The organism is Acidovorax sp. BoFeN1, assembly GCF_003345135.1.
In the GTDB taxonomy this organism is placed as follows: domain Bacteria; phylum Pseudomonadota; class Gammaproteobacteria; order Burkholderiales; family Burkholderiaceae_C; genus Acidovorax; species Acidovorax defluvii.
Genome location: NZ_QOZT01000004.1, coordinates 62,014 through 74,455, shown reverse-complemented (window position 1 = coordinate 74,455; position 12,442 = coordinate 62,014). Strand labels below are relative to the sequence as shown.

General features: G+C 65.3%; 9 protein-coding genes. 4 read left to right on the top strand and 5 right to left on the bottom strand.

Annotated features, from left to right (window positions below; all coding sequences use genetic code 11):
* Positions 1-137 precede the first annotated feature (137 nt).
* On the top strand, positions 138-1,253 hold the full coding sequence (locus DTW89_RS01740; protein ID WP_114654660.1) for a hypothetical protein: 1,116 nt from the start codon (positions 138-140) through the stop codon (positions 1,251-1,253).
* Between the two features lie 29 nt (positions 1,254-1,282).
* Here the strand turns inward: DTW89_RS01740 and DTW89_RS01735 are convergent, their stop codons facing one another.
* From DTW89_RS01735 to DTW89_RS01725, 3 genes are all read right to left on the bottom strand, one after another.
* On the bottom strand, positions 1,283-2,596 hold the full coding sequence (locus DTW89_RS01735) for a Glu/Leu/Phe/Val family dehydrogenase (protein WP_114654659.1): 1,314 nt from the start codon (positions 2,594-2,596) through the stop codon (positions 1,283-1,285).
* 200 nt (positions 2,597-2,796) lie between these two features.
* Positions 2,797-3,663 carry a PPK2 family polyphosphate kinase gene (locus DTW89_RS01730; RefSeq protein ID WP_114654658.1) on the bottom strand — a complete coding sequence of 289 codons (867 nt, stop codon included), beginning with the start codon at positions 3,661-3,663 and terminating at the stop codon, positions 2,797-2,799.
* Between the two features lie 151 nt (positions 3,664-3,814).
* On the bottom strand, positions 3,815-4,753 hold the full coding sequence (locus tag DTW89_RS01725) for a LysR family transcriptional regulator (protein WP_114654657.1): 939 nt from the start codon (positions 4,751-4,753) through the stop codon (positions 3,815-3,817).
* 72 nt (positions 4,754-4,825) lie between these two features.
* Between DTW89_RS01725 and DTW89_RS01720 the strand changes: the two genes are divergently transcribed.
* Positions 4,826-5,299, top strand: a complete 474-nt coding sequence (locus DTW89_RS01720) for a PACE efflux transporter (RefSeq protein ID WP_114654656.1) — start codon at positions 4,826-4,828, stop codon at positions 5,297-5,299.
* Positions 5,300-5,516: 217 nt separating this feature from the next.
* On the opposite strand, the gene DTW89_RS01715 is transcribed toward DTW89_RS01720, so the two are convergent.
* Complete coding sequence (locus DTW89_RS01715; RefSeq protein ID WP_236636992.1) at positions 5,517-6,464, bottom strand: response regulator transcription factor; 948 nt, start codon at positions 6,462-6,464, stop codon at positions 5,517-5,519.
* A complete protein-coding gene (locus DTW89_RS01710; RefSeq protein WP_201740920.1) occupies positions 6,461-9,901 on the bottom strand; it encodes an ATP-binding protein in 3,441 nt (1,146 codons plus the stop codon). Before DTW89_RS01710 ends, DTW89_RS01715 begins: the two co-directional genes overlap by 4 nt.
* A gap of 208 nt (positions 9,902-10,109) precedes the next feature.
* Between DTW89_RS01710 and urtA the strand changes: the two genes are divergently transcribed.
* Together urtA and urtB are read left to right on the top strand one after the other, a co-directional pair.
* Positions 10,110-11,375, top strand: coding sequence for an urea ABC transporter substrate-binding protein (gene urtA, locus DTW89_RS01705; RefSeq protein ID WP_114654654.1), 1,266 nt, complete (start codon positions 10,110-10,112; stop codon positions 11,373-11,375).
* A gap of 136 nt (positions 11,376-11,511) precedes the next feature.
* Positions 11,512-12,426: an urea ABC transporter permease subunit UrtB gene (gene urtB / locus DTW89_RS01700; RefSeq protein WP_114654653.1), complete on the top strand. Its 915-nt coding sequence runs from the start codon at positions 11,512-11,514 to the stop codon at positions 12,424-12,426.
* The last annotated feature ends 16 nt before the right edge of the window (positions 12,427-12,442 follow it).

The following is a 12,442-nucleotide window of genomic DNA, read 5'->3' as shown; positions in this document are numbered from 1 at the left end:
GCCACACTGCCGCGTCGTGTGGCGGGGGTCTGCCACCGCATCGGGGCGCCTGCAGTAGCCAACGGCTGCCAAACCCCGCAAAATCTGTGGCGCACTGAACCCTTGGCGCGCACCCTGTCACAACATTTAGCCCTGCCATGTCCATCCGCATGGATCCTCCCCGCACCCCCCAGCCGCCCGTGGCACAGGCGCTGGCGCAAGCGGCTGTGCAGCGGCAGGCCATGCTGCTGGGGGGCGAGCGCGAAGGGGCTGCGCCGTTGCCAGCCCCAGAGGCGTTGCCGGGGGCGCCCGCGCCGGGCACGCCCGCAGTGCCTTCCCAGGTGGCTTCTGCGTTCGCGCAGCCACCACTGCCTGCGCAAACGGACCGTGTGAGCCTGTCGCCTCAGGCCCGGCAAGGCCTGGGCGATGCGCCATCGGTCCTGGCGGGTTCTGGCGAACGCGCAGGCACCGGTGCACAACACACATCACCGCTGTCGTCCCAGGGTTTGGGTGCCCCCTCCAGCGCTGCGCCCCTGCTGCCTGCCTGGCCCACCAGCGGGTTGCCTGCGCCGCTGCGCAGCATGGTGGGCGCCCTGGTGCAGCAGCTCACGGCCTCGGTGTTGCCCCAGCAGGTAACGCGGGCGCAACCCTGGCCTGCCGATCTGGCCCGTGCGCTGGACGGCCGTGATGACGCCTTGTTGCCGCCAATGCAAAACTGGCTGGTGCGCCAGGGATCGGTGCTCTCGCCCGAGGGTGCACGCGGTTTCTCGCTGACGCTGCGGGTGCCGGCGGCGTGGTTGCAGGCCCAGTCACCGTCCCTGGCTGCGGCGCCCGCAGCCACGGCTTCAGCCGCACCGTTGCAGGCCGCGTTTGCCGGACCGCCACAGGCCCTGCAATCGGGCGTGGTGGCGCTGGTGTTGCTGGGCTCCGAGCCCGCTGCCGCGCGCACCAGCGCGCTGCTGGTGATGGATTTTCAGCCGCAGCAGGCGGCCCAGGTGTATGGGCGTGACATGCAAATGCGCCTGGACCCCTGGGTGCAGATGGCCGCCCTGCAAGCCAGCGGGCAGGTACCGCGCGAAGAAGACAAGGCCCGCAGCGGTGAACACGGGCTGTGCCACACCCCCGGCTGCCCCTATGCCGGGCGGGCCGAGTGCGAGCAGCCCTTTTGCCTGGCACTGCACTGCGTGGGGGCGGTGGCGCCCTCGGTGGCTTTGGGAGCCGAGGTGCCTGATCCGTCAGTCGCGGAACCGGGCAGAAAAGACGTCACCGGGTAGCCAGCCCGACTACCCGAATCCGGCTGCGATCAGGGGTACAAACCGCGCATCTCGCGCGCATGCAGGATGCGCTGGCAGGCCACGATGAAGGTGGCGGTGCGCAGGCTCACCTTGTGCTCCTGGGCCACCTGCCAGATGCCCGCAAAGGCCTCTTGCATGATGCGCACCAGGCGGGCGTTGATCTCGTCCTCGCTCCAGAAGAAGCTGGAGAAGTCCTGCACCCACTCAAAGTAGCTCACGGTCACGCCGCCGGCGTTGGCGATCACGTCGGGCAGCACCAGCACGCCCTTGTCGTGCAGGATGTCGTCGGCCTCGGTCGTGGTGGGGCCGTTGGCGCCCTCGATCACCATCTTGGCCTTGATCTGGCCCGCGTTGTCCTTGGTGATCTGGCCTTCCAGCGCCGCGGGAATGAGGATTTCGCAGTCCACCGCCCAGAAGTCGTCGTTGGCCAGCACTTCAGCGCCGGCAAAGCCGCCCACGCCGCCGCTCGCCTTCACATGGGCCAGCAGGGCGGGCACATCCAGCCCGCTGGCGTTGACGATGGTGCCGGTGTGGTCCTGCACGGCCACCACCTTGGCACCGGCTTCGGCAAACAGCTTGCCTGCGGTGCCGCCCACGTTGCCAAAGCCCTGCACGGCCAGGCGCGCGCCTTCGATTGGCATGCCGGTCAGCTTGGCGGCCTCCACGCCCACGGTGAACACGCCGCGGCCGGTGGCCTCGACGCGGCCCAGCGAGCCGCCCAGGTCCACCGGCTTGCCGGTGACCACGCCGGTGGCGGTGGCGCCGGTGTTCATCGAGTACGTGTCCATCATCCAGGCCATGATCTGGCCGTTGGTGTTCACGTCGGGCGCGGGAATGTCCTTGGATGGGCCAATCAGCAGCCCGATCTCGCTGGTATAGCGGCGCGTCAGGCGCTCCAGCTCACCCATCGAGAGCTTCTTGGGGTCCACGCGGATGCCGCCCTTGGCGCCGCCGTAGGGCACATTCACCGCAGCGTTCTTCACCGACATCCAGGCCGACAGCGCCATCACTTCCGACAACGTCACGTCCTGGTGAAAACGCACGCCGCCCTTGCCGGGGCCGCGGCTCAGGTTGTGCTGCACGCGGTAGCCCTCGAAGTGGGCAATGGTGCCGTTGTCCATTTCAATGGGCACATCCACGATCAGGATGCGCTTGGGGCGCTTGAGCGTTTCCACCCAGCGGGCCAGGCTGCCCAGGTAGGGTGTGACCCGGTCTACCTGCTGCAGGTAGTTGCCCCATGGGCCGAGGTGGTTGGCGTCGAGGTACGACGGCAGGGTGTGGGTGCTGGCGATGCTGCCGGGCGTTCCGGTGGAAAGCGTCATGGCGGTGGTTCCTTGTGGGATGTGTTCAAGCCAGCAAGCTTATGCCTGCCCCGCCCACCTGTCCAAGGCCGGAGTGTTACGGAGTTATGCGTGGTTTGCATAATTCGCCAACGCCCCGGTGTTGCCCTATTTGCTCACTAAAACATAGCTGCAAGCGATTGCCAGTACTGAACTTTGGCCATTTATGGTGTTAAGCCCGGTCACTCCACCGTGAAATGCTCCAGCGCCGGGTCGCCGGGCGGGTACTTCAAGTCCAGGTTCTGCAGCACCTCGCGCAACACGGTGGCAATCATCAGGTTGCGGTGGGTCTTGGAGTTGGCCGGCACGATGGTCCAGGGTGCCCAGGGGGTGTGCGTGGCCGACAGCAGCGTTTCGTAGGCCTTCTGGTAATCGGCCCACTGCTTGCGCACGGCGATGTCGCCCATGTCGAACTTCCAGTGCTTGGCGGGGTCGTCCAGGCGCTCTTGCAGGCGCTCGCGCTGCTCTTCGTAACTGATGTGCAGCATGAACTTCACGATGACCGTGCCGGTTTCGCTGAGCATGCGTTCAAAGTCGTTGATGTGGGCCAGGCGCTGGCGGTGCTGCTCGGGTGTGATCCAGTCGTTGACCACCGGCACCAGCACGTCTTCATAGTGGCTGCGGTTGAACACCGTCAGCTCACCGGCACCGGGCACCCGCTGGTGGATGCGCCACAGGTAGTCGTGCGCGCGCTCGGGCTCGGTGGGCGCCTTCCAGCCCACGGCGTGCACTCCCAGTGCGCTCATGCTGCCAAACACACCGCGCACGGTGCCGTCCTTGCCCGAAGCGTCGGTGCCCTGCAGCAGCACCAGCAGCTTGTAGCGCCGGTCGGCGTACAGCAGGTTCTGCAATGCGTCGAGTTCAATGGCCAGGGCCTGCACGTCTTCTTTGCCCTGCGCCTTTTCGCCGTCCATGAACGGCGTGGCGCCGGGGTCGAAATCCTTCAGCGAGACCGTCCTGGGGCCGGAGCCATTGGCCGGGCGGGGCTGCCATTCGGCCCAGCGCTTGGCCAGGCCCTTGTTGTTGCTTTGAAAGGGAGATTTGCTCATGGTTGTTTTTCTTAGGGTTGGGCTGCCAGCTTGGCGCAATGTGGCGGGTGGGTCAATGCGCGCTTTCCGCAAAGGCGCTATGGTGATTGCTATATTGTTTATAGCTGCATGCGCTTGCTAGATAAGCGCTACAGCCATTTTTTATCAGTATTCATGCCGTCGCGCCCGATCCGCCTTGCTGCGCAATCAGCTGCACGAAGCGCCGCGCACCCAGGCCCAGCGGGCGCTCTTTGGACCACACCACGTCCACCCACAGCGCCACGCCGTTGCTGAGGTTTTCAAACGGCATCTCCACCAGCGACCCGGCGGCGATGCGCGGCTGCACCAGCGCGCGCGGCTGCCAGCCCCAGCCCAGGCCGGCTTCGATCAGGCCCAGCGCGGCCAGGTGGTTGTCGGTGCGCCAGTGGTGGCGGGCAAACACAAAGCGCGGGTCGGTCTGCGCCAGGTCGCGGCTTGCCACCACGATCTGGCGCGTGGTGGTGAGGTGTTCTTCGCGCAGCAGGGCGCGCTCGGGCGCCTCGCCTCGGGCGGCTGCGGCGGCGCGTGCGGCGGCCAGCACCGGGTGCTGGCTTGCCATCACGGCCACCAGGGTTTCACTGCCCACTTCCTGAAACCCCTCGCGCCCGTCGATGCTGGGGCGCTCGAACACCAGCGCCAGCTGTGCACGCCCGCTGTGCAGCAGCGCCAGCGCATCCACCTGCGGTGCGGCCAGCACCTCTGCCTGCAGCAGAGGATATTCCGATGCCAAGGTAGCCAGCGGGCCCGTCCAGCGCGCGGCCAGCAGCTCGGGGGCTATGGCCAGCGTCAGCCGTTCCTCCAGCCCTTGCGTCAGCGCCAGCGCCTGGGCGTTGAGCTGCTGCAGTTGCCCGGCCAGCAGCCGCGCCTGGGGCTCCAGCGCGCGGGCGGCGGCGGTGGGGCGGGGCTCGCGCCCGCTGCGGTCAAACAGCTGCACGTCCAGTTCGGCCTCCAGGTGGGCAATGGTCATGCTCACGGCCGACGGCACCCGCGAAAGTGCCCTGGCGGCCGCCGAAAACGAGCCGTGGTCCAGCACGGCCAGAAACACTTGCACGCTGTCGGAAGAGAAAGCCATGGGCGCAACCTATCAGAAAAACTGAAATAAGCTGACTTTATATATCAGCTGCAGGCACATAAAGTGGCGCCGATGTCCATACAGCCCCACGCACAGCCTCTTCTCCTCAGCCTGCAGGGCGCCAAGCGCCGCGTGCTTTATGTATCGCTGTACGAACTCATCGCCATTGCCGCCGCCACCTGGGGCTTGAGCGTGCTGACGGGGCAGGGCGCAGGGCACTCGGGGGTGATTGCGGCGGCAGCCTCTGGGGTGGCGGTGGTGTGGAACCTGGTGTTCAACTGGGCGTTTGAGCGTTGGGAGGCCCGCCAGACCGTGCGCGGGCGCAGCGTGGCGCGCCGGGTGGCGCACGCCATCGGGTTTGAGGGCGGGCTGGTCTTCACGCTGGTGCCCCTGTTTGCCTGGTGGTTCGAGGTGAGCCTGTGGCAGGCCTTTGTGATGGACCTGGCGCTGATCGTGTTCTTTCTTTGCTACACCTTTGTCTTCAACTGGGTGTTTGACCGGGTGTTTGGCCTGCCGGCGTCGGCGATGGAGCCCGTGCCTGCCTGAGGTTGTGAAGTATTTTGCTATTGTTTAAATAGCTATTGACGCTTGATAGGCAGGCGCTAGAGGCCATTTTGACCAATAATTCATTTGATTTGGCGCTGCCTCAGATAAACCGTTCACCCTGAGCCCGTCGAATGGCTGTTCGCAAGGAGCGCCCTGGCTTCGACAGGCTCAGCCCGAACGGATAGGGATGGCTGTAGCCCACCAGAAAAATACGAACTCAAACCTGCAATAACTGCCCCGCAATGGCTGCTGCGGCGGTGCGCGTCTCCACCCCCAGTTTTTCAAAAATGTGCTCCAAGTGCTTGTTCACCGTGCGCGGGCTCATGCCCAGGATGTCGGCGATGTCGCGGTTGGTCTTTCCCTTGCTCAGCCAGGACAGCACTTCGGTCTCGCGTGGCGTCAGCGCTATCTGCTGCAGGTGGCGCGGGGTAGCGGCTTCGGGCGTGGCGCGGCTCAGCAGCAGCATGGATTCGGCCAGGCCGCTGGCGCCCAGGTGGCGGGCCAGCAGCTGGCGGCCATCGGCCAGCGCCAGGGTCTGGTCACCCGTGGCTTGCGCACACACCAGCCATGCAGCTGCGGCCTCTGCAGGAGCCGGGTCGGCGGCAAAGGCGGCCTCCAGCCAGCGCAATGCTTGGGGTGAGCGCCAGGCCACGCGGCCCTGGCCGTCCAGCACCACCACACCCAGCCCGGCCACGTCGACCGCCTCGCGCGCCAGCCGCGTGGCCTGGGCGTTGCGCACATGCGTGGCCAGCCGGGCCAGCACTTCGGGAATGCGCAGGGGCTTGACCACATAGTCCACCCCGCCGCTGGCAAAGCCCTGCAGGATCTGCTCGGTGTCGGACAGCCCGGTCATGAACACCACGGGCACATGCGACCAGGGCGGCGTGGCCTTGAGCCGGCGGCACAGTGCAAAGCCGTCCATGCCGGGCATCACGGCGTCCAGCAGCACGCCGTCGGGCACCGTCAGGTCAAAGCGCTGCAGGGCTTCTTCGGCGTCGCGCGCGGCCAGCACGGCGTAGCCTTCGGCAGCCAGGGCATCGCACAGCATGCGCAGGGTGTCGAGCGCGTCGTCCACCACCAGGATGACGCGCTGGCTGATCTGCTGGGTGGTGGGATAAGTGGTGGGCTCACTGCTGTGCTGTCCCGTGTGGGGTTCGTCGGTCATGGGGTTCCCTCTTCGGGCTCGCGCAGGTGGTGGGCCAGGGTTTCAAAGTCAAAGCGGTCGGCGCTGGCTTGCAGCAGCGCCAGCGTGGCGGCATGGCCCGGCAGTTCGCTGCGGGCGCGCCGCAGCCGCTCGCGCAGTGCGGCCGCCTGGCCGGACCGCGCCAGCCGGGTCAGCTCTTCGCGCAGTTCGTCGGGCAAGGTGGCCAGGGTGTCGTTCGGGCTCTTGGTGTCGGCGGGGGCGTCTAGGCCAAGAGACAGCGGGGTGTTGTCGCGCACCCATTCCAGCTCCAGCGCGCGTTCCAGCGCCTGCAGCAGTTCGGATTCGATCACCGGTTTGCCCACAAAGCCCTGGCACTGCTGGGCCGACAGCCGGGTGGCCTCGTGCTCGAACAGATTGGCAGACACGAACACGATGGGCAACTCGGACGCCGGACGCAGTTCGCGCAGCAGCGTCGCGGTTTGCCAGCCGTCCAGGTCGTCCATGGTGATATCGAGCAGCACCAGGTCGGGAGGTTCCTGGCGCACGATCTCCAGGCATTCGCGCCCGCTCGCGGCCTCGCGCACCACAAAACCCAGGGGTACCAGCAGGCCAGCCAGCAATTGGCGCTGCAGGGGCTGGTCGTCCACCACCAACAGCGTGCGCCGCGGCGCCAGGTAGCCAATCACAGCGCGCAGCGTGGCCCGGCTGGGCGTGGTCCAGGCCGGGTCCACCGCAATGCTGGGCAGATACAACCGTACGGTGAACGTGCTGCCCTGGCCGGGGGTGCTGGTCAGCGTGAGCTGACCGCCCATCAGTTCGGTGAGCAGGTGCGTGATGGTGAGGCCCAAACCTGTGCCTGCCTCGCTGGCCCGGCGCCCGGCGCTGCCCCGTTCAAACGGCACAAAGATGCGTTCCATATCCTGGGGCTCGATGCCGATGCCGGTGTCAATGACTTCGATGCGCGAGACATGCGGGCGAAAGTCCATGCGCAGCCTCACCTCGCCGCGCTCGGTAAACCGCACCGCGTTGGACAGCAGGTTGATAAGGATCTGCCGCAGCCGCTTGGCGTCGGCACGTATCCACCCGGGCATGGTGCCGAGCGTCTCCACCACAAAGTGAAGGCCTTTGGCATGGGCCTGCGGACGGAGCATGGCTTCGATGTTCTCGATCAGCTCGGGCAGCGGCAGCGGTGCCATGTCCAGCCGCAGGCGGCCCGCCTCAATGCGCGCCAGCTCCAGCGACCCGTCAATGAGCGCATGCATGTGCTGGCCGCTGTGTTGCATGGTGGATAGCGTCTCGCGTATCCAGCCTTCGGTGTGCGGGTTCTTGAGCAGGATCTGTGTATAGCCCAGGATGCTGTTGAGCGGCGAACGCAGCTCGTGCGTCATGCCTGCCACATAGCGTGTCTTGGCCTGGTTGGCCGACTCGGCCCGGTCCTTGGCGGCCTGCAGCTCGGCATCGGTGCGTTTGTGGGCCTCGATCTCCTGCAGCAGCAGCTGCGTCTGCCGCTCCGATTCATCTTGTGCCATGCGCCGGCTGTCGGTGCTCAGCACCACCCACCATGCACACACGGCGGCCAGCAGTGCCAGCAAAGAAAACACCTTGAGGAATGGCATCTGCAGCACCTGCTCGGGCGCCGGGGTTTGCAGGCTCTCCTGCACATACACCACCCCCACCAGAAACGCCATCACCGCGCAAAGCGACACCATCACCATCAGGTACTGCCCCAGGCGGAAGTTCACCTTGCTGGCCCAGCGCTGCGGCAGCAAAGCCATCACCACGTTGCGCAACTGGTCGGTCGCGCGCGAGCCGGTCTTGCAGCGGTCGTGGCAGCGCGATTCGAGCGAGCAGCACAACGAGCAGATGGGCGCGGCATAGGCGGGGCAGCGCGTCATGTCTTCGGACTCGAACTGGTTCTCACACACGGCGCAGCGTACGATCTCGCCGGGCTGCCACTCATTGCCCGGCGCACGCGCCAGGTAGTAGCGGCCCTTCGTCAGCCAGGCCAGCAGCGGCGCCAGCGCCATCGACAGCACCAGCGCAATGAAGGGCGAAAACGCGGCCGCCTCATCGCCCAGAAGGCCCGCGTAGGCACAGCAGGCCACCGTGGCCGCCAGCAGCATGGCGCCCAGGCCCACGGGGTTGAAGTCATACAGGTGCGCGCGCCGAAATTCGATGCCCTTGGGTGACAGGCCCAGCGGCTTGTTGATGACCAGGTCCGCCACCAGCGCGCCCACCCAGGCAATGGCCACGTTGCTGTACACGGCCAGCACTTTCTCCAGCGCGCCAAATACGCCCAGTGTCATCAGCAGCGTGGCGATCAGCACGTTGAACACCAGCCACACCACACGCCCCGGGTGGCTGCGGGTGACGCGCGCAAAAAAGTTGGACCACGCCAGCGAGCCTGCGTAGGCGTTGGTGAGGTTGATCTTGATCTGTGACACCACCACAAACACTACTGTCACGGCCACAGCCAGCCCCGGCAGGCCCAAAGCCTGCATGACCTGGTGGAACCCGGCCAGGAACATCTGCGTGGGCTCGGCCGCGCGCTGGGTGTCCACCTCGAACTGCAGCGCGGCGAATGCCAGAAAGGCGCCGCCCGCCATCTTAAGCATCCCCATCACCACCCAGCCCGGCCCCGCCACCAGCACGGCGCCCCACCAGCGCACGCGATTGGCGGGCGTGCGCTCGGGCAGAAAGCGCAAAAAGTCCACCTGCTCGCCGATCTGCACCACCAGCGAAAAGATCACCGCGGCGGCTGCACCAAACATGAGCGGGTCGAACTGGTTGCTGCCGCTTTTGAGGCCCGACAGGCCGGCGAAGTCGCGGTACAGCTGCGGCTGGGTGAGCGCGATCCACACAAAAGGCAGCAGCAGCAAGAACAGCCACAGCGGCTGCGTCCAGGCCTGCAGGCGCGAGATCAGCGTGATTCCGCGCATGGCCAGCGGCAGGATCACCAGCGACGAGACGATGTAGCACCACTCCAGCGGCCAGTCCACCACCATCTGCAGTGCCAGCGCCATGATGGCCGCCTCCAGCGCAAAGAAGATGAAGGTGAACACCGCATAGATCAGCGATGTGATGGTAGAGCCCAGGTAGCCAAAGCCCGCACCACGCGTGAGCAGGTCCATGTCAAGGCCGTAGCGCGCGGCGTAGTAAGCAATGGGCAGGCCGGTCAGAAAGATCAGCAACCCCACGGTGAAGATCGCCCACATGGCATTGCTGAAGCCGTAGTTGAGCGCAATCGCGCCGCCAATGGCCTCCAGCGCCAGGAACGACAGCGAACCGAACGCCGTGTTGGCGACCCGGAATTCGCTCCAGCGCCGAAAGCTCTTGGGCGTGTAGCGCAGCGCGTAGTCCTCCATGGTCTCGTCGGCCACCCACGCGTTGTACTCGCGCCGGAACCGGAAGATGGTTTGGGGTGCGGGCTGGGCGTCGGGTGAGAGCGGTGGGGCCATGTGCAGGCTTCAAGCAAGAAACGTTCTAGGAGCGTCCTTTGGGGCGTGCCAAGGAGCACACAGGGCGTGCGAAGCGGTGCGTACGCACGACTACGTCAATTGACGTATGGGCGCATTCAAGGGTTGTCCCTAACCTTCATTCCACAGCGCAAACAACCCGCTTTCGTCCCGTCCCTTCATCCACACCGATTCTGCAAGGAGCGTCTTCATGAGCCACCCCTCCGACCCCCGCCTCAGCAATTCCGTTCAAGCCGAGCCCGGCCGCCGTCGCATCTTGCAGGCGCTTGGCGCTGCCTCGGTGGCGGGCCTTCCCGCCTGGTCCTTCGGCCAGCCCACGGCCCAGGTCAACACCACCAAGCTGGCCATCACCGACACCGAGGTCACCGTGGGCCAGCTTCACTCGGCCACAGGCACCATGGCGATTTCCGAAACGGGTTCCATCCAGGCGGAGCAATTGGCCATTGACCAGATCAACGCCATGGGGGGCGTGCTGGGCCGCAAGATCAAGGTCATCAAGGAAGACGGCGCCTCCGACTGGCCCACGTTTGCCGAGAAATCCAAGAAGCTGCTCATCAACGACCGCTGTGCTGCCGTTTTTGGTTGCTGGACCAGTGCCTCGCGCAAGGCCGTATTGCCCGTGTTCGAAAAAGAAAACGGCTTGCTTTACTACCCCACGTTTTATGAAGGCCTGGAGCAATCCAAGAACGTGATCTACACCGGCCAGGAAGCCACGCAGCAGATTCTGTACAGCCTGGAATGGGCCAAGACCGAGAAGAAGGCCAAGAGCTTCTTCCTCATTGGCTCCGATTACATCTGGCCCCGTACCTCGATGAAGATTGCGCGCAAGCACATCGAGAACTTCCAGAAGGGCAAGGTGGTGGGTGAGGAGTACTACCCGCTGGGCAGCACCAACTTCGGCTCGTTGATGAACAAGATCAAGGTGCAAAAGCCCGACTGTCTTTTTGTGGCAGTGGTGGGCGGCTCCAACGTGGCGTTCTACAAGGCGCTCAAGGCGGCGGGCATCACCGGCGACAAGCAACTGCTCGTGACGCTGTCGGTGACCGAGGACGAAATGACCGGTGTGGGCGGAGAGAACTTCACGGGCTTCTATTCGTCGATGAAGTACTTCCAGTCGCTTGACAACGACAACAACAAGAAGTTTGTGGCGGCCTTCAAGGCCAAGTACGGCAAGGATGCTGTGATTGGCGACGTAACCCAGGCCGGTTACCTGGGCCCCTGGTTGTGGAAGGCGGCGGTCGAAAAAGCCAAGAGCTTTGACGTGGACAAGGTGGTGGCCGCATCGCCCGGAATCGAGCTGACCACCGCGCCCGAGGGCTATGTGAAGGTGGACGCCAACCACCACCTGTGGAGCAAGTCGCGCATTGCCATGGGTATGCCGGACGCCTCGTTCAAGGTGGTGTCCGAGTCCCCGCAACTGATCAAGCCCGATCCGTTCCCCAAGGGATATCAGTAAGCAGCACCCCCTGAGCGGCTGCGCCGCTTCACCCCTCTCTCGCTGCGCGGGAGGGGGTGGCGCCCTCGCATCGCAAGGGGATGCCCATGCCACCCGCCGTCCATCTTCTATCGCCGCGCCAAGCAGGAGCTGCACCATGACTTTTTCCGAAATGCTCAACATTGGCCTGATGCAGGGCTTTGCAGGCTTGAGCCTCTTCGCCGTGCTGCTGCTCATGGGACTGGGCCTGGCCATCATCTTTGGACAGATGGGCGTGATCAACATGGCCCATGGCGAGTTCATGACCATTGGTGCCTACACCATCTATCTGGGCTCCACCCTGGCAGCCAACCATGCGCCACAGATGCTTCCGTACTACTTTCCTCTGGCCATTCTGGCGGCCTTCGGCTTTGCTTTTGCGGCTGGCTGGCTGGTGGAATGGGGGCTGATTCGCCACCTCTACAAGCGCCCGCTCGACACCCTGCTGGCCACCTGGGGCATCAGTCTGGCCTTGCAGCAATCGTTCCGCACCTTCATCGGCCCCAAGGAGGTCAGCCCCACCTTGCCCGACTGGCTGCTGGGTTCGTGGGCGCCTGCCGAGGGGCTGGACATTCCGATCAACGGCCTCTTTGTGCTGGCGCTGACGGCGGTGGTGACTGGCGGTGTGCTGCTGGCCATGCACAAAAGCCGCTGGGGCCTGCGTGTGCGCGCCACGGTGAGCAACCGCGTCATGGCCAACGCGATCGGCATCGACACCAAGAAGACAGATCGCCTCACCTTTGCCATCGGCTGCGGCATTGCAGGCGTGGCAGGGGCTGCCTTCACCACCATCGGTTCCACCGGCCCCACATCGGGCTCCCTCTACATCGTGGATGCCTTCCTGGTAGTGACCTTTGGTGGCGCGGCCAGTCTGTTGGGCACGGTGGTGTCGGCCTTCGGCATTGCGCAGACGCAGTCCATCACCGAGTTCTTCCTGGCGGGCTCCATGGCCAAGATGATCACGCTCTCGTTGATCGTGCTGATCCTCATGGTGCGGCCACAGGGGCTATTCGCTTCGAAGGTGCGGCGATGAGCAACGTCTGTCGGCC